We start from the raw sequence: 20830 nt of genomic DNA, 5'->3' as shown, positions 1-20830 counted from the left end.
GGCGACATGTTTGCGTTAATTGACGCGGCACTGTCGCGTACTCGAACTATGCTCGTGCTATTGGTGTTTATTCTTGTAGCAGGTGCATTAACTTATGTCACGATTCCTAAAGAATCGAGTCCAGATATTACTATTCCAATCATCTATGTTTCTGTTTCTCACCAAGGTATTTCACCGGGAGATGCGGAGCGTTTGATTGCCCGTCCTTTAGAGCAAGAACTACGGTCCATCGAAGGCATTAAGGAGATGACATCTAATTCTTCTGAAGGCCATGCTTCTGTTGTTCTTGAATTCAACGTCGGTGTCGATCTTGATAAGGCGATGGCGGATGTGCGAGATGCGGTAGATTTAGCTAAGCCGAAATTGCCAGCCGACAGTGATGAGCCAACCGTAAACGAAGTGACGTTAGCAAATGCCCAGCCGGTATTGTCTGTCGTTTTATACGGCACGGTGCCTGAACGAGGCATAGTACAAATTGCTCGTCTATTGCGGGATAAGTTGGAGAGTTTCCGTCAAGTTCTAGAAGTGGATATTGCCGGTGACAGAGACGACATCGTTGAGATCATTGTCGATCCACTGCTCATGGAAAGTTATGGATTAGATCAGGGCGATATTTACAACCTGATAGCGTTAAATAACCGTGTCGTTGCCGCAGGCTTTGTCGATACGGGATATGGTCGCTTCTCTGTCAAAGTTCCTTCAGTGTTTGACTCGATAAAAGATGTCTTAGAGCTGCCAGTGAAAGTGGATGGCAAGCAAGTTGTCACATTTGGTGATATTGCTACAGTACGACGCGCATTCAGAGACCCAAGCTCGTTCGCCAGACTAGACGGCAAATCTGCCATCGTTTTGGATGTTAAAAAGCGAGCGGGCGAGAACATCATTGAAACGGTAGAACTTGTCAAAACTGTTATTAGTGAAGCACAGAAGCGAGAAGATTGGCCATCAAACTTATTGGTCAAGTACACGTGGGATGAATCTCAAGATGTCGAGATGATGCTTAATGACCTGCAGAACAATGTGTTATCAGCCATTATTCTTGTCGTTATCGTTATCATCGCCGTATTGGGTGTGAGAACTGCATTGTTGGTTGGTGTTTCTATCCCAGGTTCATTCTTAATCGGCTTGCTGACACTTTCGGTATTTGGATTAACCGTTAACATCATCGTATTGTTTGCGCTGATTATGGCGGTCGGTATGCTGGTGGATGGCGCGATTGTTGTGACCGAGTTTGCCGACAGGCGAATGCAGGAAGGAATGCCAAGAGGGGAAGCTTATCGCGATGCAGCGAAACGCATGGCTTGGCCTATCACGGCGTCAACAGCGACCACTCTAGCCGCGTTTGCTCCTTTGCTTTTCTGGCCGGACGTAACAGGCGAGTTTATGAGGTATTTGCCTCTCACTCTGATTGCTACCTTGACCGCTTCATTAATTATGGCGATGTTGTTTGTGCCAGTTTTAGGTAGTGTGATGGGGCGTCCTCAAAACGTAACTCCCGAAGCGAGAGCTAACATGGTGGCGTTACACGAAGGAGAGTTTGATAAAGCAACGGGTATCACTAAGCTTTATTACCAAACGCTTTCTATTGCATTACATCACCCGCTGAAAATTCTTTTGAGTGCGATTGTCATGTCTGTCGCAATAGGATTTGCCTATGTCAAAGCTGGGAACGGCGTGGAATTTTTCCCAGAAGTTGACCCGCCATATTTCAATGTGAAAGTTCGCTCTTACGGTGATCTGTCGATCAATGAGAAAGACACCATCATGCGCGAAATTGAGCAGGTAATGCTAGGTCATGATGAATTTGAAAGTGTTTACACTCGAACGGGTGGAGACGATGTTATCGGCCAAATTCAAGTTAAACCTGTGGAATGGCAGTATCGTCGTAAAGTCATGGCAATTATTGATGAGCTAAAACAGACCACAGATAAGTTCTCTGGTGTTGAGATCGAATATAAGTTTCCGGATGCGGGGCCGCCAGTCGATCACGACGTGGTTATAGAGCTTTCTGGTAATAATGCTCAAGAGCTGGAGTTGGCGGCTAAGACAGTTCGCCACTGGGCTGATAGTAATGCCGCGTTTACCAATATTAGTGATTCATCTTCAAAACCGGGTATCGACTGGCGGATTGATATTCGTCGCGATGATGCCTCTCGCTTTGCTGCTGATGCAACTTTGGTGGGTAACACGGTTCAGTTTGTCACTAATGGTCTTAAGATTGGTGATTACTTACCAGATGATGCCAATGAAGAAGTCGATATTCTTGTTCGCTACCCAGAAGACAAGCGCGATATCGGGCGGTTTGATCAACTTCGGGTAAAAACACCTGCCGGTTTAGTGCCGATTACCAATTTTGCTGAAATCAAGCCAGATCATAAGCAAGATACGATAGAACGTATTGATGGGCGTCGAGTTATCAACGTGATGGCTGATTTAAACGAAGGCTACAACTTGGCGCTAGAGTTACCGAAAATCGAACAAGCGTTGGCTGAGTTAGGGTTACCACCAAGCGTTGAGTTTAGAATGAGAGGCCAGAACGAAGAGCAAGAGCATTCGGCGGCTTTCCTAGAAAAGGCGTTTTTAGTTGCATTGGTGGCTATGGCCGTGATTCTGATTACTCAGTTCAACAGCTTCTACCAAGCATTTTTAATCTTGAGTGCGGTACTGTTTTCGACGGTTGGTGTTTTCGCTGGTTTGCTGATATTCCAGAAACCGTTTGGCGTGATTATGTCCGGCATTGGTGTTATTTCACTGGCAGGTATTGTGGTAAACAATAATATTGTTTTAATCGATACTTATAATCAGCTGATAAAACGCGGTATGGACAAGAAAGAAGCAATACTCCGAACTGGCGTTCAACGCTTACGTCCGGTATTGCTCACCACCATCACCACGATCCTTGGCTTATTGCCTATGGTGTTGGAAATGAATATCGACTTAATCAATCAGAAGATTGAGTTTGGTGCACCAAGTACTCAGTGGTGGTCTCAATTAGCCACAGCCGTTGCTGGCGGCTTAGCATTTGCAACGGTTCTGACTCTGGTGTTGACACCGTGTCTATTGATGTTGGGACGGAACAAGCACCAAGAATAGCGGTTTTAAAAAGCGCATAAAACAAAGGGCAGAGTATTTATACTCAGCCCTTTTGTCTCTGTAGACATCTCTTCGCTCTATCCAGAAAAAGACAGCTCGTTAATTGGCGTAGAGTAACTGTCCATATCTGTCTAAACGTTTCAATCTAATTTCGGCATTAGCAATGAAAGTTTGCTTAGCTTTGCCTGTTAATGATTGAGACTGGGGCAATGACACTGTTCGTGGGTTTTTGTGTACACCATTGACCAAGAATTCGTAATGCAGGTGAGCGCCTGTTACTCGACCAGTTCTGCCTAAAGTACCAATGACTTGCCCTTGTTTCACTCTTTGTCCGGTTTTCACGGTTCGCTTAGTTAAATGCAGGTACTTGGTAATGTAGGTGTTGCTGTGACGGATAAATACATAATTTCCGTTGAACTGGTTGTAGCTCGATTTCTCCACCACACCATCGCCTGCTGCCCATATTGGTGTACCAATAGGAGCGACATAATCAGTACCTCGGTGAGCTTTCACCTGTCCTGTTACTGGGTGTAAACGGCTTGGGTTAAAGTTGGAAGACACCCGACGAAAATCAAGTGGTGAACGTAAGAAGGCTTTCTTCATTGCCCGACCGCTTGGATCGTAGTAGTTACCCGTGTTGTCATCGAGTACTGCGGTAAAGTCGGTTCCTTGGTTGATGAAGGTTGCGGCGATGATATTTCCGCGATCAACCACTTCGCCTTCAACGATCTTTTCTTGATAGAGTAGCTTGAAACTGTCGCCAGAACGGATATCCAAAGCAAAGTCGATATCCCAACCAAATATTCCCGCCAACTCCATAATTTGGTTCGCGCTTAAGCCTGCAGACATTGCTGCGTTCCAGAAGTTTGACGTAATTTCCGCTTCAGCATAGTTGTATTGGTAGAAGACTTCTTTCTTGTCTATTTCCGAGGTGTAACCATTTTCAGATTGGGTTATCACAAAGGTTTCGTAAGCACTCAGTTTACGTTTCAGCTGAACCAACTCATTGTTGTCATTAAAGCCGAACTGCAATTCATCACCGGGACGTAAACGGCTTAGCTGATTATTAATCTCTTCGTTGCTAGACGTTAAGCTATACAGCTGCCTTGCAGTGAGTCCAATTCGTTGGAACAGAACTGCTGCGCTTTCTCCAGAGCGAACTTTGTATTTCTCCCAGCGAAGAATCGCTGAAGGAAGAATCGTTGAGCCCGGAGAGAGAGCTTCACTATTAATAGCAAGAGGGTAGTGGCGACCTACCTGTAGTTTGTTTGGATTCTTTTGCAAAGACTCTGGGCTAGGCAAAAATAAAAGAGCAAAAACAATCAGCGCACTGCATAACGCGATTAAAGTTCGATGAATCCATGGAAGACGAGTGAAAATAGAAAGCATACTCGGAGGTCATTCAGTCAATAATTAATAAAAAATCCAGTTACGTAGTCTAACTGGTTTCAAAATGCATCGCTATTCAAGTAATATGTCGAACTATTAAATTTTTGCCAAATCTGTGGGAGTGAACAAGAATGGCGAGTATTGAAGCGGCTTTAGCTGAAATTAAACGTGGTGTTGAGGAACTGATTCCTGAAGAAGAGCTGATTGCTAAGCTTAAAGAAGGCCGTCCTTTACGTATCAAACTGGGTGCTGATCCAACAGCACCAGATATTCATTTAGGTCACACTGTGATTTTGAATAAGTTACGTACTTTCCAAGACTTAGGGCATGACGTTACTTTCCTTATCGGTGATTTTACGGGTATGGTCGGTGACCCAACGGGTAAAAATACTACTCGCCCACCGCTAACACGCGAAGACGTTCTACGTAACGCTGAAACGTATAAGCAACAAGTGTTTAAGATCTTAGACCCTGCGAAAACTAAAATTCAGTTTAACTCTGAATGGTTATCTGAGCTTGGTGCAGAAGGGATGATTCGTCTGGCTGCAAACCAAACGGTTGCTCGTATGCTAGAGCGTGATGACTTCAAGAAGCGTTATGCAGGCGGCCAGCCAATTGCTATTCATGAATTCATGTACCCACTCCTACAAGGTTATGACTCAGTTGCTATGGAAACTGACGTTGAGCTTGGTGGTACTGACCAAAAATTCAACCTATTGATGGGGCGTGAGCTGCAAAAGTCGAATGGCCAAAAACCTCAAGTTGTGTTGATGATGCCATTATTGGTTGGTTTAGACGGTGAGAAAAAAATGTCTAAATCAGCACATAACTACATTGGTGTTAGTGAGTCTCCAAGTGAGATGTTCGGTAAGATCATGTCTATCTCTGACGACCTGATGTGGAGCTACTACGAGCTACTGTCATTCCGTCCTCTTGCTGAGCTTGAAAAACTGAAATCAGACGTAGCGAATGGCGCAAACCCTCGTGACGCTAAGATTCTGTTAGCTAAAGAGATCATTGCTCGTTTCCATAGTGAAGCAGATGCTGAAGCAGCAGAACAAGAGTTTATCAATCGTTTCCAAAAGGGCGCGATGCCAGATGAAATGCCAGAATTCGAATTTGAAGCTGGTATTGCAATCTCGAACCTACTTAAAGATGCTGGTCTTGTTAACTCAACATCCGATGCAATGCGAATGATCAAGCAAGGTGCGGCTAAGCAAGATGGTGAAAAAATCGAAGATGCTAAGCTTGTTCCAACTGCGGGCACTTATGTTTACCAAGTTGGTAAGCGAAAATTTGCACGAGTAACTGTGAAGTAATTTGCTGCATATCGAACATCAAAAAGCGCCTGTCGGCGCTTTTTGTGTTTTAAGGATACGTAAACGCGCTTTTTAGCTCTAAAGCTATTTACTGAGCTCAACAACTTGTCGATAAAAGCTTTTTTCAAACGTCACTAGAGGTGCTTCTACAGGAACTTCGCTGTCTACTTCTGGGGGAAAGTAATCCGTAACAAACTGGATGAAGACAGCACTTGGTTTCCCTTTTTCATCTAAACCATATCCAGCCATATTGTACGTTCCGTAAAGAGATCCACTCTTGGCTTTGATTCTTCCTTTAATCATCTCTTCTCGCATGCTACGGCGATATTGCAATGTCCCAGATTCTCCGGAACTCGGCAGCAGGTTAATTAATCCTAAGGTTTTGTCGTGTTTCCAAATGTAATGCAGGATTTGAAACATACTTGATGTTTGAAAGCGGTTATTGCGTGATAAACCAGAACCGTCGACCAATTGCTCATCTTTAAGCGAAATACCGGTCTGCTTGCTGATCACTTCCTTTATGGCCTCTGTACCGTTGTTAAAGCTTCCAGCTTGTTGGTAATAATGTCGGCCTATAGATTTTGTTAAGGTATCTGCTATCAGATTGTCAGAATCTTTGAGCATAGTATCGAGCAGTACGGGGAGTGGCTCAGATTGATGGGTTGCGATGACTTTTCCAGCCTTTGGCATCTTTCCTATTTTTATCTCACCTTTTAGCTGAAGCCCTAACTGATTGAGCAATCTATACACGACTCTCTGTGCATAGAGATTGGTATTTTGAACCGCAAATTTTAGAGGGAGTGGCTTTGCTCGTTCAGCTAAACATCCAGACAACTGATAGTGGTTTTCTTGTGTTGGATAGAGTTCTAAATCACAGTAGCGAGACTTTTGTTGTTGTTCAGAAACCGCTTCTGCATCTGTCATTACATAAACAGGGTATTGCTCTGGTACGTAAACACGGGTGGTTCCATCTTTCTCTGTATAGATCGAAGATTGAATGCAGTTGCCATCGATATTGATCGCACTTGCCGGTGCGCTATAACAGACCCCGACAATATCCCAAGGCCAGCCTACAGCTTTGTCATATCCGGTGAATGCCGTGTTATCTAACCAAATATCCCCCGAGATTAATCCCGAGCTTGTGGATTTAATATTGCCCAATAGTTGCTTGATGTTTTCTGAAGATAAGGTCGGGTCTCCAGAAAATAGCAGAGCATAGCTATTACCTGACTGTGTTAAGGCTGTCTGGAAACGAAACTCATCGCCTAATTCCAGTTTAGCGGCAAGCGCGGTTACGATTTTTAACGTACTGGCAGGTGGGAAATATTGGTTTGTCGATTGAGTGTCTGTTTCAATCTTGTCGATAAGCTTTTTCGCAATAAGTGCGTAACGAGTAGCAGGAGGGAGCTGAGCAGCAACTTGGTTAGCCTGTGCCTGAAAGGAAACTAGGGTGATCGTCAATCCAACCACAAAACTAAAAACGATTTTTTCAATGGTGAGTTTGGCTAAAAAGATATGCTGCATACGGACTACAAAATTGCCTAAAAGTGCAGTCAGTATAATGTGTTAAGCAGTAAGTTTCATTGCCGTTTTGGTTAAACTTCTATGAGCTAAAAACAAAAACGCCTGCAAAGCAGGCGTTTTAAGAAAAGGCATTATTTACGATTAGAAATCGTAACGCATACCTAGCACAACTTCGTCTTCAGCTTGAGCTTTTGTCGCAGTACCGTTGCCAGCAGCTACAGTACCGATAACATCACCTTCATCGATTAGGTTGAAGTTATATGATACGTAAGCGCGGAAGTTTGGCTTGAAGAAGTAAGTTGCATCAACCGCAAGGTTATCTTTTGAAGTTTCGCTATCAGTTTCAGCGTTGTTGTATGTAGTAGTGAATACAGTTTGCCCCAGTTTGTATGCAGCAGCAAATTCGTAACCAGTGTAGTCAAATGTAGATTTATCTGTGTTACTAACTTGTTTTTCACCGTCAGTGAAAGTACCTGCTAAGTAGAAGTCTGAGATTTTGTAAGACACAGCTAACATATATTCATTGGCTTCGTCTTGAGCTGCATAACCACCACCTAGTTTCAGGCCAGTATCACCTAATGCATAGATTGCAGATAGAGAGTAACCGTCTTGACCGTTGTCGTCTTGTAGGTCTGAATCGCGATCAGCAAAGCGGTAGCTAGCTTTTAGTGAAAGGTCAGAGAATGAACCTTTGTACGAGAGCATGTTGTCTGTACGGTCTGCTACAGACAACTTGTCTGCTGCAGAGTTACCGTGGAAAGCCATGATATCGGTGAAGTCTGTGATAACGCCTAATGCACCTTCATTTTTACCGTAAGTTACTTCACCGAAGTTACCACCGATACCAGCATAAGCGTAACGGTTCATTAGGCTATCTGAACCAGAACTGTCAGTCGAACCTTGATCTGAAGTAGTGAACTCACCTTCGTAGAAACCAACACCGTATAGGCTGTCGGTGATCATGCTTTTACCAAGGAAGTTTAGACGAACGCGAGATAGGTCGTCTGCTTTGCCATCTTTAAGAGATAGACGTGCTTCTGCACGACCACCCATAGTAAGAGTGTCGCCATCTTTGTTGTATAGTTCGTTAGCATTTGCGCCTGTTGCCACTGCCGCGCCAGCCACTGCTAGAGCAATTAGAGTCTTTTTCATTTTTTAATCCTAATTTACTGTCCATAAATAGAAATAGAGTGTGAATATACTACAACGCACATATCTATCGTCGTTTGAATACTTAAGCCGATCAAGATTCCTATGTCATGTTTATGTGAAAGTTGCATAAACAAGTTTAGGAACCTTACGGATATTGCGTAGTTAGATTTAAACCGCAAAGTTCCTGAGCTTGTTAGTAAAATGATGTAAAAAGCACAATTGAACACCGTTTTATTGTTGGTTGAAAATATCAATCAACTGTTTTTTAAGGTTTTTTTTATTTTTCTAATCTTTTTTTAATCGAATGTTAACTGCAAATATTTATGTTTTTTTATTTTAATGGTGGAAATATGAACTGGATGAAATGTGACCTAGATCTCTGTGAGAGCTAGGATTGTGCGCAGAAAGCCAAATCTTGTATCTAATTTTTAATTTGGATGATTTCGACAGAAACTTTGTTTACACTTAGTCAAAATAAATTTATCTAATACAGCCTATCTCTCTAGGGAGGTTAGGCTGTTTCGTTTTGTCCAAAGGCAGCTTTGGCGTAGAGGTATAAAATGGAAAAAGTTCCTATGACAGTACGCGGTGAGAAATTACTGCGTGAAGAACTTGAAAGATTATTGAAATTGCGCCCACAAATTTCTCAAGCTATTGCAGAAGCTCGTGAGCTAGGTGACTTGAAGGAGAATGCTGAATATCACGCTGCTCGTGAAGAGCAAGGGATCTGTGAAGCTCAGATTCGTGATATTGAATATAAGCTCTCTGTGGCTCAAGTTATCGATGTAACGAAGATGGATAAGACTGGTAAGGTTATTTTTGGTTCAACAGTGACACTGATCGATGTGAACACTGATGAAGAAAAGACTTACCAAATTGTTGGCGATGATGAAGCTGATATTAAAGCGGGTCGAATCTCTGTTAGTTCACCAATTGCTCGCGGTCTGATTGCAAAAAGCGAAGGTGACGAAGTAACCATCGTGACGCCTGGTGGCGAAAAAGTATTTGAAATCGACCGAGTAGATTACATCTAACCGTCGTTTCAAGTTAGCTAGAAATATAAAAGGTCGCTGCAGCGACCTTTTTGTAATCTTAAGTAACACTTTTGTTTATTACAAAAAAGTTATTACTTACGAGGTAGTTCAATCTTACGTTGCTCTGAAGGACGATACAGAACCAGTACTTTACCAATAACTTGTACTTTTTCTGCTTTAGTCTCTCGAACGATCGCATCAACAATCAGTTGTTTGGTCTCGCGATCTTCAGATACCACTTTCACTTTAATCAGTTCATGGTGGTCAAGCGCAATTTCGATTTCTGCCAGAACAGCTTCGGTCAGCCCGTTAGCGCCCATTAGAACGACTGGGTTTAAATGGTGTGCTAGACCTTTTAGGTGCTGCTTTTGTTTGTTGCTTAGGTTCATTACGCGCCCAAATTTCTTTATTATCAGGGTTGAAAAAAGCTATTTTAGCGCCATCTATCTTTGAAGACTATATTTTCTACCATACTTTCTCAGATAGACGCTGTTTGATTAGGATTAGAATGAGTAAACAAAAACATTCAGCGAGCTCTGGCCGCTGGTTGAAAGAACATTTTGATGACAAGTATGTGAATGAAGCTAAAAAGAAAGGTTATCGTTCACGTGCTATCTTTAAAATTGAAGAAATTCAAGAAAAAGACAAATTATTGAAGTCCGGAATGACAGTGGTTGACTTAGGGGCTGCTCCTGGTGGTTGGTCACAATATGCTGCTGGTATTGTCGGCGACAACGGGCAAGTGATTGCTTGCGATATTTTGCCGATGGACTCAATTGCTGGTGTATCGTTTCTTCAAGGTGATTTTCGTGAAGAAGCGGTTTTGGAAGCGCTTTTAGAAAGAATTCAGCCTGATATGGTGGATGTCGTAATGTCAGACATGGCACCGAATATGGCAGGGAATCTTTCTGTAGACCAACCTAGGGCGATGTATCTGGTCGAATTAGCATTAGATATGTGTCGACAAGTTCTTGCGCCTAATGGTAGTTTTGTTGTCAAAGTGTTTCAAGGCGAAGGGTTTGACCAATACGTTAAAGATGTCCGAGACATGTTTAAAGTTGTGAAAATTCGTAAACCAGATTCTTCAAGAGCTCGTTCTCGAGAAGTTTATATTGTCGCCACTGGTTACAAAGGTTAACTATTTTACTCGTAATGAGAAAAGTTAACACTATGGCTACAGCCTAGAAACTGTAGTACCCTACCTTTAATTACAACTAGTTATCGAGAGGCTTACACCTTGAGTGACATGGCAAAAAATTTAATTCTGTGGCTTGTAATCGCTGTTGTGTTGATGTCTGTATTCCAAAGTTTTGGTCCAGGTGATAACAACGGTAGAACTATCGATTACACGACCTTTGTACAAGAAGTTGGTCAAGGCCAGATTCAAGAAGCTCAATTCAATAACAGTGAGATAAGCTTTACTCGTAGAGGCAGCAGTGCACGTTACGTCACTTATATGCCTGTATATGATCAGAAATTACTAGATGATTTGATCAACCAGAATGTGAAAGTTCAAGGTACAGCTCCAGAAGAGCAAAGCCTACTTGGAACTATCTTCATTTCTTGGTTCCCAATGATTCTGCTTGTTGGTGTATGGATTTTCTTCATGCGTCAAATGCAAGGCGGCGGCGGCAAAGGCGCAATGTCCTTTGGTAAGAGCAAAGCCCGCATGATGAGTGAAGAGCAAATCAAAACTACATTTGGTGATGTTGCTGGCTGTGATGAAGCAAAAGAAGATGTAAAAGAACTGGTTGATTACTTACGTGATCCAAGCCGATTCCAAAAACTAGGCGGTAAAATTCCAACAGGTGTTTTGATGGTTGGTCCTCCTGGTACAGGTAAAACATTGCTGGCCAAAGCGATTGCAGGCGAAGCAAAAGTACCTTTCTTTACTATTTCAGGTTCTGATTTCGTAGAAATGTTCGTCGGTGTCGGTGCATCTCGTGTGCGTGACATGTTTGAACAAGCGAAGAAAGCAGCTCCTTGTATTATCTTTATCGATGAGATCGATGCTGTAGGTCGTCAGCGTGGTGCAGGTGTAGGTGGTGGTCACGATGAACGTGAACAAACACTAAACCAAATGCTGGTTGAGATGGATGGTTTCGAAGGTAATGAAGGTATTATCGTTATCGCTGCAACTAACCGTCCTGACGTACTTGACCCTGCGCTACTTCGTCCTGGTCGTTTTGACCGTCAAGTGGTTGTTGGTTTGCCAGACGTACGTGGTCGTGAGCAAATCCTTAAAGTTCACATGCGTAAAGTTCCACTGGCTGGTGATGTTGAACCATCATTAATTGCTCGTGGTACTCCAGGTTTCTCAGGTGCAGACCTTGCAAACTTGGTAAACGAAGCGGCACTATTTGCTGCTCGTGGCAACAAGCGCAACGTATCGATGGTTGAATTTGAACTGGCTAAAGACAAAATCATGATGGGTGCGGAGCGCCGTTCAATGGTGATGTCTGAAGAAACAAAAGAATCAACAGCTTACCATGAAGCTGGTCATGCTATCGTTGGTCGTTTAGTACCTGAACATGATCCGGTTTATAAAGTGTCGATCATTCCTCGTGGTCGAGCTCTTGGTGTGACTATGTACTTACCTGAGCAAGATCGCGTAAGTATGTCGAAACAGCATTTAGAGTCGATGATTTCAAGTTTGTACGGCGGGCGTCTTGCTGAAGAACTGATTTACGGTGTTGAAAAAGTATCAACTGGTGCGTCAAACGATATCGAACGTGCAACAGATATTGCTCGTAAGATGGTGACTCAGTGGGGCTTCTCTGAGAAGTTAGGGCCAATGCTTTATGCAGAAGAAGAAGGCGAAGTATTCCTTGGCCGCAGCGTAACGCAAACCAAGCATATGTCGGATGATACAGCTAAGCTGATTGATGATGAAATTCGTATCATCATTGACCGCAACTACGAACGTGCTCGCAAGATTCTGATCGACAATATGGATATCATGCACTCGATGAAAGATGCATTGATGAAGTATGAGACGATTGATGCAGGGCAAATCGATGATCTGATGGAGCGTAAATCAGAGATTCGCGAACCAGCGGGTTGGGCAGACCAGGCTAAAGCTCAAGATGAGAAAAAGGCTGAAGCATCTAAAACAGAAATTCCTGCTGAAGAGCCAAAAGAAGAACCTAAAGTAGAAGAGACTTCTGCTGACTCATCAACTGAGAAAAAAGATTCAGAATAATCTTTTGTTATCTCTAAAACCCCGACTTGTTCGGGGTTTTCTGTTTCCAGGTTATGGGAACATGGTTATGGAAAGACTCATCGTTTATGAAAATAACAACAGCAACTAAAGAACTCATTCTTGATCGTCCTCACGTCATGGGGATCCTAAATACAACGCCAGACTCATTCTCTGATGGCGGAAGTTATACGTCTATTGAAAATGTTATTGCTCGCTCTAAACAAATGATTGCGGCGGGAGTGAGCATTATTGATATTGGCGGAGAGTCAACTCGACCAGGTGCTCCTGAAGTCACTCTTGAGGAAGAGTTACGCCGCGTGATTCCTGCAATAAAAGCCATTCGTGAATTTAATCAAGATGTTTGGATTTCTGTTGATACCAGTAAAGCTGAAGTGATGCGTCAATCGATAGAAGCCGGCGCAGACCTAATCAATGATGTTCGTTCCCTGCAAGAGCCGGGTGCACTGGAAGTCGCAGCCCAAGCACAGGTGCCTGTTTGTATCATGCACATGAAAGGGCAACCGAAAACGATGCAAATCAATCCGGAATACGATAATGTTCAGCTCGAAGTAGAGACATTTCTCCTCGAAAAGCTAGCTATGTGTGAAAGTGCTGGGATTGATCGCGAGAACATTATTCTTGACCCTGGCTTTGGCTTTGGTAAATCAATTGAGCACAACTATCATTTACTCGCCAATTTAGAAAAACTTCATCGATTTGGTTTCCCAATACTTGCTGGAATGTCTCGCAAATCAATGGTGTTTAAACTTCTTGAGAAGAAACCTGCGGAATGTATGGTTGCAAGTGTGACATGCGCAACTATAGCTGCTCTAAAAGGTGCACAAATAATCCGAGTTCATGACGTCGAAGAGACATTGGAAGCGATGAAAGTTATTCAAACAATGAACGATAATTTATAAGTCACAAATAGTTATAAGAATAGGCTAAGGAAATATTATGTCTGACGAAAGACGTTATTTTGGTACTGATGGCGTGCGTGGCAAAGTTGGGCAATACCCAATCACTCCAGATTTTGTACTTAAGCTTGGTTGGGCTGCTGGACGAGTGTTAGCGAAGCAAGGTACTAAGCAAGTTATTATAGGTAAAGATACTCGTATTTCTGGCTATATGTTGGAATCTGCTCTTGAAGCGGGTTTAGCAGCTGCGGGCTTAAAAGCGGTATTGACTGGTCCAATGCCTACGCCTGCAGTAGCATATCTAACGCAAACTTTTCGTGCGGAAGCGGGTATTGTTATCTCGGCATCTCACAACCCGTATTACGACAACGGTATTAAGTTCTTCTCTTCAAACGGCACAAAGTTACCTGATGAAGTTGAGTTGGCTATCGAAGCTGAGTTAGACAAAGAGATCACCTGTGTTGAATCTGCGATGCTGGGTAAAGCATCACGCTTAGTTGATGCCGCTGGCCGTTATATCGAATTCTGTAAAAGCACTTTTCCAAATAAATTGAGTTTGGCAGGGCTGAAAATCGTGGTCGACTGTGCACATGGTGCGACATACCACATTGCTCCGAATGTGTTTAAAGAGTTAGGAGCAGAAGTTATTGCCATGGGTATCGAACCCAACGGTACCAATATCAACGATAAAGTAGGCGCTACGGATGTGGCTGCGCTACAAATACGTGTTGTTGAAGAGCAAGCTCACCTTGGTCTGGCATTTGATGGCGATGGTGACCGTTTAATTATGGTTGATGAGAATGGCAATAAGGTCGACGGCGACCAAATCGCTTATATCATCGCCCGCGATGCATTACGTCGCGGAGAGTTGAAAGGCGGTGTTGTAGGTACGCTAATGACAAACCTAGGTATGGAAAATGGCCTGAAACAACTGGGTATTCCATTTGTTCGTGCTGCAGTTGGTGATCGCTACGTAATGGAGCAATTGCTGGCTAAAGGTTGGAAGATTGGTGCAGAGAACTCTGGTCATATTATCTTGCTGGATAAAGTGACTACTGGTGATGCGATTGTTGCCGCGCTACAAGTTTTAGCTTCAGTTGTAGGCAGTGAAATGTCTTTAGGCGAGTTGTCTAAAGGAATGACACTCTATCCTCAAGTGCTCGAAAACGTGCGTTTTAGTGGTGATTCTAATCCGTTAGAAGCCGATGCTGTGATTGCGAGTGTTAAGGAAGTTGAAGCCCAACTTGGTGCGAAAGGCCGCGTATTACTTCGCAAGTCAGGCACTGAGCCTCTGCTTCGCGTAATGGTTGAAGGGGAAGACGCAGATCTTGTTAAATCTTCAGCTTTAAAAATTGCAGAAGCTGTAAAAGCGAACTGTTAAGTCTTGTTTTTATTGGCTCCTAAGTTTTTAACCAAGTTAGAAATTTGGAGCCAAGTTTAAACTAATATCACTTTGAGCCTTTTTTGACCGTTTGATAAGCAAACGGGATATTTTTATCAAATATCCCTTGTCAGTCATACTCGCATTCGATAGTATTGCGTCCGCCTTCTGTTAGGAGGTCGCTAGCCTTGTTCTTGTCGATAAATAGAAATGATTGGAACGGCGCTGGCTCAACAATTTGGAACATAGGTGGAAGCAATGTTTACAGTTCTACTTGTGATTTACCTGTTGGCAGCGGTTGGTATCATTGGCCTAGTGTTGATCCAGCAAGGTAAAGGCGCAGATATGGGAGCCTCATTCGGTGCTGGTGCTTCAAACACAGTGTTTGGCGCGAGCGGCTCAGGAAACTTCCTAACCCGAATGACTGCAATTTTTGCAACAGTATTTTTTATCTTTAGTCTTGTGCTAGGCAATATGTCTACACATAAAACTGAATCACAATGGGTTGACCCTGCAAAAGGTCAAGTGATTGAGCAAACGACTGAAGGTACATTGAGTGAAGCTCCAGCCCCAACAGGCGACGAAATTCCTCAATAATCTTACTTTTAAGTAAGAAAGGTTATGCCGAGATGGTGAAATTGGTAGACACACTAGCATGAGGTGCTAGCGCTTCGGTGTGAGGGTTCGAGTCCCTCTCTCGGCACCATGTTTACAAACTTGTAAATCACCTTGTTGAGCGTATAATTGCTCGCAAGTCGGACGCGGGGTGGAGCAGCTTGGTAGCTCGTCGGGCTCATAACCCGAAGGTCGTCGGTTCAAATCCGGCCCCCGCAACCAACTATCTTCTATTATTTATAGTGGTAGTTGTTGCAAGTTTGGCAGTGTTTACCTCACTGCAGTTGAGAAGAAATTCTCAATTTATCAGGGTCCAGCAGCAAAAACCCCGACTTTCGGGGTTTTTTGTTATCTGTGTTTCTTAACGTGAAACACAGGTGCTTTGCTTGGAATTTAAATTGGGCTCTATGCCCTTTTTTTGTTTCTGGAGTGGTTTAAATGACTGGTTTAGAAAGACAATTAACTGAGATGCTTGAGGCTCCTGTAGCGGCTTCAGGTTATGAGTTAGTTGGATTAGAGTTTGTTCGCGCAGGACAACACTCAACACTACGTATCTACATTGATCATGAAAACGGTATTAACGTTGACGATTGTGCAGAAGTAAGTCACCAAGTGAGTGCTGTATTGGATGTTGAAGATCCGATCACTGTGGCTTACAACTTAGAAGTGTCTTCGCCAGGTATGGAAAGACCACTCTTTAAAGCTGCACATTATGATCAATTTATCGGTCACGAGGTCAGCATCGTTTTGAAAATGGCTGTAGCAAACCGTCGTAAATGGAAAGGCATCATTCACTCAGTTGATGGTGAAACTGTTGCTATAACTGTAGATGGTCAAGAAGAACATTTTGCGATTAGCAACATTTCAAAAGCTAACCTGATCCCTAAATTTTAGTTCTCCTAGAGAAAAGAGCTTAAGAGGCTATAACAATGAGTAAAGAAATTTTAGCGGTTGTAGAGGCTGTTTCGAACGAGAAAGCAGTACCTCGTGAGCGTATTTTTGAAGCGCTTGAAATTGCGCTAGCAACATCAACTAAGAAGAAATACGAAATTGACGTAGATGTTCGTGTTGCTATCGACCGCAAAACTGGTGAGTTTGAAACTTTCCGTCGTTGGTTAGTTGTAGATGAAGTAGAAAACCCAACGAAAGAGATGTCTCTAGAAGCTGCATCTTATGATGACGATTCAGTTGAGTTAGGTCATTACTACGAAGAGCAAATCGAATCAGTAACATTTGACCGCATCACAACGCAAACTGCGAAGCAAGTTATCGTACAAAAGGTACGTGAAGCTGAACGCGCACAAATCGTAGAACAGTTCATCGATAATGAAGGTGAGCTAGTAACGGGTGTGGTTAAAAAAGTTAACCGTGAGACTGTTATCCTAGATCTTGGTAACAACGCTGAAGCGGTAATCCTACGTGAAGACCAACTGCCACGTGAAAACTTCCGTCCAGGCGATCGTGTTCGTGGCCTGCTTTACAAAGTGGCTCCAGAAGCGCGTGGTTTCCAACTGTTCGTAACTCGTTCTAAGCCAGAAATGTTGGCCGAACTGTTCCGTGTGGAAGTGCCAGAAATTGGCGAAGAGATGATCGAACTGAAAGGTGCGGCTCGTGATCCTGGTTCTCGCGCAAAAATTGCTGTGAAGACAAACGATCGTCGTATCGACCCAGTAGGTGCGTGTGTTGGTATGCGTGGAGCGCGTGTACAAGCTGTATCTAGTGAGCTTGGTGGTGAGCGTATTGATATCGTGCTTTGGGATGATAACCCTGCGCAATTCGTTATCAACGCAATGGCTCCTGCTGACGTTGCTTCTATCATCGTTGATGAAGATGCACACTCAATGGATATCGCAGTTGAAGCGGATAACCTAGCTCAAGCTATCGGTCGTAACGGTCAAAACGTACGTCTAGCGTCTCAACTGTCTGGTTGGGAACTGAACGTAATGACAGTTGCTGATCTAAACAAGAAACACCAAGAAGAATCAATGGCAGCTATCGAGCGCTTCATGAAGTATCTCGATATTGAGCAAGATTTCGCTGAGCTGTTGGTTGAAGAAGGTTTCTCTACATTAGAAGAAGTTGCGTACGTTCCAGTAAACGAACTACTTGAAGTAGATGGTCTGGATGAAGACCTAGTCGAAGAACTGCGTAACCGTGCAAAAGATGCATTGACAACAATCGCATTGGCACAAGAAGAATCGTTCGAAGGCCTAGAGCCAGCTGAAGACCTACTATCGCTAGCAGGTCTAGAGCGTGATATGGCATTTAAACTTGCTGCTAAAGGTGTAGTAACACTTGAAGACTTGGCAGACCAAGGCATCGACGATCTTGAAGGTATTGAAGGTCTAACCGAAGAACGCGCTGGCGAGCTTATTATGGCAGCTCGTAACATTTGTTGGTTCGGTGAAGACGCATAATTTCAGCAAGGGAGGAAGCGGCATGACACAACTTACAGTTAAAGCACTGAGTGAAGAAATTGGTACTCCAGTTGACCGCTTATTAGAACAACTTGCTGATGCTGGCATGAAAAAAACGAGTTCAGACAGCGTATCAGAAGATGAAAAAAGCAAACTTCTGAATCACTTACGTAAGGAACATGGAGAGGGCTCAGGATCTGAGCCAACTCGTTTAACGCTCCAGCGTAAAACCCGTAGTACACTAAGCGTAAGTGCTGGTGGCGGTAAAAGTAAGGATGTTCAAGTTGAAGTGCGCAAAAAACGAACGTATGTTAAGCGCAGTGCAGTTGAAGATGAAGCAAAACGCGAAGCAGAAGAAGCTGCTAAGCGTGAAGCAGAAGAATTAGCGAAACGTGAAGCTGAAGAAGCTGCAAAACGTGAAGCGGAAGCGCAAGCTCAAGCAAAACGTGAAGCAGAAGAAAAAGCACAACGTGAAGCAAATGAAAAAGCAAAACGCGAAGTGGAAGATACTAAGCGTGATGCACAGGGTGGGGCGAAACGTGAACGTTCTGCTGAAGATAAAATGAAGCAAGAAGCAGCGCGAAAAGAAGCCGAAGCACTGAAGCGTCGTCAGGAAGAAGAAGCTAAGCGTAAAGCTGAAGAAGAGAGTCTTCGTCAGCTTGAGAAAGCACGTGAATTGGCTGAACAGAATAATGAGCGTTGGTCTGCTGAAGAAGAGAATAAAGGTAGTATGGAAGAGAATACAGATTACCATGTGACCACATCGAGCTATGCTCGTGCGGCAGAAGATGAAGCAGACCGTCGTGAAGAAGGTGCTCGTCGCCGTAGTGCTTCCGCCAAGACGAAAAAGACAAAAATGTCTAATCGCGACGATAAGCAAGAGCGTGAAACTCGTCGTGGTGGTAAAGGTCGTAAAGCTGGCAAGATTGCTAAGCCTTCGTCAATGCAACACGGCTTCGATAAGAGCGCAGTTGTAGCTAAATCAGATGTTGTGATTGGTGAGACTATCGTAGTTTCTGAACTGGCGAGCAAGATGTCAGTGAAAGCAACTGAAGTCATCAAAGTGATGATGAAGATGGGCGCAATGGCGACGATTAACCAAGTGATTGACCAAGAAACAGCACAACTTGTTGCTGAAGAAATGGGCCACAAAGTTATTCTTCGTAAAGAAAACGAACTTGAAGAAGCGGTAATGCAAGACCGTGACAATGAGTTCGAGAAAGTATCTCGTGCGCCAGTTGTTACCATTATGGGTCACGTTGACCATGGTAAAACATCAACACTTGACTACATTCGTCGTACACACGTTGCATCTGGTGAAGCGGGCGGTATTACACAGCACATCGGTGCATACCACGTAGAAACGCCAAACGGCATGATTACTTTCCTTGATACTCCTGGACACGCGGCGTTTACGTCAATGCGTGCTCGTGGTGCTCAAGCGACAGATATCGTTGTTCTTGTTGTTGCAGCGGACGATGGCGTAATGCCACAAACAATCGAAGCAATCCAGCACGCGAAAGCGGCAGGTGTACCTCTGATTGTTGCTGTGAACAAGATCGATAAAGATACTGCAAACCCAGATAACGTGAAGAACGAACTGGCTCAGTACAATGTTATTCCTGAAGAGTGGGGCGGTGAGAACATGTTCGTTCACATCTCTGCTAAACAAGGTACTAACATTGAACAGCTTCTAGAAGCTATCCTGCTACAAGCAGAAGTTCTAGAACTGACAGCAGTTAAAGACGGTATGGCATCTGGTGTTGTTATCGAATCACGTCTAGACAAAGGCCGTGGCCCTGTTGCTACAGTACTTGTACAGTCTGGTACTCTGAACAAAGGCGATATCGTTCTTTGTGGTCAAGAGTACGGCCGTGTTCGTGCGATGCGTGACGAAGTTGGTAACGAAATCAACGAAGCAGGTCCTTCTATCCCTGTAGAGATCTTAGGTCTTTCTGGTGTACCAGCTGCGGGTGACGAAGCGACTGTTGTACGTGATGAACGTAAAGCTCGTGAAGTTGCAAACTACCGTCAAGGTAAGTTCCGTGAAGTGAAACTTGCTCGTCAGCAGAAATCTAAACTAGAGAACATGTTCTCTAACATGACTGCTGGTGATGTTGCTGAACTGAACATCGTACTGAAAGCTGACGTACAGGGTTCTGTAGAAGCTATCTCTGATTCATTAGTGAAACTGTCTACTGATGAAGTGAAAGTGAACATCGTTGGTTCTGGTGTAGGTGGTATTACTGAAACTGACGTAGTACTAGCAGCAGCTTCAAACGCTATCGTTGTTGGCTTTAACGTTCGTGCTGATGCTTCAGCTCGTCGTGCAGTTGAAAACGAAAGCATCGACCTACGTTACTACTCAATCATTTACCAATTGATTGACGAAGTAAAAGCGGCGATGAGCGGTATGCTTGCTCCAGAATTCAAACAAGAAATCATTGGTCTTGCTGAAGTTCGTGACGTGTTTAAGTCACCGAAACTGGGTGCAATCGCAGGTTGTATGGTTACTGAAGGTACAATCAAGCGTAACAGCCCAATTCGTGTACTACGTGATAACGTGGTTATCTACGAAGGTGAACTTGAATCACTACGTCGCTTTAAAGACGACATGCAAGAAGTTAAAAGTGGTTACGAGTGTGGTATCGGCGTTAAGAACTACAACGATGTTCGCGTAGGCGACCAAATCGAAGTATTTGAAACAGTTGAAATCCAACGTACCATCGATTAATTCGCTAAAATGAATGAGCTCCATGTTTGTTCGTCAATCAGGGCTCATGAATA

The 20830-nt window shown here is 43.6% G+C and carries 15 protein-coding genes and 2 tRNA genes; 13 read left to right on the top strand and 4 right to left on the bottom strand.

Translation table 11 applies throughout. The features are described from left to right. Nucleotides 1–6 precede the first annotated feature (6 nt). On the top strand, nt 7–3093 hold the full coding sequence (locus HKI82_RS12665; RefSeq protein WP_171138228.1) for an efflux RND transporter permease subunit: 3087 nt from the start codon (nt 7–9) through the stop codon (nt 3091–3093). A gap of 99 nt (nt 3094–3192) precedes the next feature. Here the strand turns inward: HKI82_RS12665 and HKI82_RS12660 are convergent, their stop codons facing one another. Next, nucleotides 3193–4482, bottom strand: a complete 1290-nt coding sequence (locus HKI82_RS12660; RefSeq protein ID WP_171138227.1) for a peptidoglycan DD-metalloendopeptidase family protein — start codon at nt 4480–4482, stop codon at nt 3193–3195. Between the two features lie 131 nt (nt 4483–4613). On the opposite strand from HKI82_RS12660, the gene tyrS reads away from it, so the two are divergent. After that, on the top strand, nt 4614–5801 hold the full coding sequence (gene tyrS / locus HKI82_RS12655; RefSeq protein WP_102941013.1) for a tyrosine--tRNA ligase: 1188 nt from the start codon (nt 4614–4616) through the stop codon (nt 5799–5801). Between the two features lie 84 nt (nt 5802–5885). On the opposite strand, the gene dacB is transcribed toward tyrS, so the two are convergent. Together dacB and HKI82_RS12645 are read right to left on the bottom strand one after the other, a co-directional pair. Continuing rightward, nucleotides 5886–7325, bottom strand: coding sequence for a serine-type D-Ala-D-Ala carboxypeptidase (dacB, locus tag HKI82_RS12650; RefSeq protein WP_171138226.1), 1440 nt, complete (start codon nt 7323–7325; stop codon nt 5886–5888). Between the two features lie 141 nt (nt 7326–7466). Further along, nucleotides 7467–8477 (bottom strand): porin, encoded by a 1011-nt coding sequence (locus HKI82_RS12645; RefSeq protein WP_171138225.1) that lies wholly within the window; start codon nt 8475–8477, stop codon nt 7467–7469. Between the two features lie 560 nt (nt 8478–9037). On the opposite strand from HKI82_RS12645, the gene greA reads away from it, so the two are divergent. Beyond that, the gene (gene greA / locus HKI82_RS12640) at nt 9038–9511 is read left to right on the top strand and encodes a transcription elongation factor GreA (protein ID WP_102941016.1); all 474 of its coding nucleotides are present in this window, start codon (nt 9038–9040) and stop codon (nt 9509–9511) included. 92 nt (nt 9512–9603) lie between these two features. Here greA and yhbY read toward each other — a convergent pair whose 3' ends face one another. Continuing rightward, entirely contained in the window at nt 9604–9900 is a 297-nt protein-coding gene (yhbY, locus tag HKI82_RS12635) for a ribosome assembly RNA-binding protein YhbY (protein ID WP_042484407.1), read from the bottom strand. A 119-nt stretch (nt 9901–10019) separates the two neighbouring features. Here yhbY and rlmE point away from each other — a divergent pair, with 119 nt between their 5' ends. From rlmE to infB, 10 genes are all read left to right on the top strand, one after another. Continuing rightward, nucleotides 10020–10649, top strand: coding sequence for a 23S rRNA (uridine(2552)-2'-O)-methyltransferase RlmE (rlmE, locus tag HKI82_RS12630; protein ID WP_102941017.1), 630 nt, complete (start codon nt 10020–10022; stop codon nt 10647–10649). A 99-nt stretch (nt 10650–10748) separates the two neighbouring features. Further along, the gene (ftsH, locus tag HKI82_RS12625; protein WP_171138224.1) at nt 10749–12713 is read left to right on the top strand and encodes an ATP-dependent zinc metalloprotease FtsH; all 1965 of its coding nucleotides are present in this window, start codon (nt 10749–10751) and stop codon (nt 12711–12713) included. Between the two features lie 86 nt (nt 12714–12799). Further along, on the top strand, nt 12800–13633 hold the full coding sequence (gene folP / locus HKI82_RS12620; RefSeq protein ID WP_102941019.1) for a dihydropteroate synthase: 834 nt from the start codon (nt 12800–12802) through the stop codon (nt 13631–13633). Nucleotides 13634–13670: 37 nt separating this feature from the next. Further along, a complete protein-coding gene (glmM, locus tag HKI82_RS12615; protein WP_102941020.1) occupies nt 13671–15011 on the top strand; it encodes a phosphoglucosamine mutase in 1341 nt (446 codons plus the stop codon). Between the two features lie 258 nt (nt 15012–15269). Continuing rightward, nucleotides 15270–15608, top strand: coding sequence for a preprotein translocase subunit SecG (gene secG / locus HKI82_RS12610; protein ID WP_102941094.1), 339 nt, complete (start codon nt 15270–15272; stop codon nt 15606–15608). A gap of 26 nt (nt 15609–15634) precedes the next feature. After that, nucleotides 15635–15717, top strand: a tRNA-Leu gene (locus tag HKI82_RS12605). Between the two features lie 54 nt (nt 15718–15771). After that, nucleotides 15772–15848: transfer RNA gene (locus HKI82_RS12600), tRNA-Met, on the top strand. Between the two features lie 216 nt (nt 15849–16064). Beyond that, entirely contained in the window at nt 16065–16520 is a 456-nt protein-coding gene (gene rimP / locus HKI82_RS12595) for a ribosome maturation factor RimP (RefSeq protein ID WP_102941021.1), read from the top strand. Between the two features lie 35 nt (nt 16521–16555). Next, nucleotides 16556–18043 carry a transcription termination factor NusA gene (nusA, locus tag HKI82_RS12590; RefSeq protein WP_102941022.1) on the top strand — a complete coding sequence of 496 codons (1488 nt, stop codon included), beginning with the start codon at nt 16556–16558 and terminating at the stop codon, nt 18041–18043. 22 nt (nt 18044–18065) lie between these two features. After that, nucleotides 18066–20777 (top strand): translation initiation factor IF-2, encoded by a 2712-nt coding sequence (gene infB, locus HKI82_RS12585; protein ID WP_102941023.1) that lies wholly within the window; start codon nt 18066–18068, stop codon nt 20775–20777. The last annotated feature ends 53 nt before the right edge of the window (nt 20778–20830 follow it).

Origin of the sequence: Vibrio plantisponsor, from assembly GCF_013041605.1 — a bacterium.
GTDB lineage: Bacteria > Pseudomonadota > Gammaproteobacteria > Enterobacterales > Vibrionaceae > Vibrio > Vibrio plantisponsor.
Note: the sequence above shows the minus strand (reverse complement) of the source record. Positions and strands in the feature narration are given on the sequence as shown.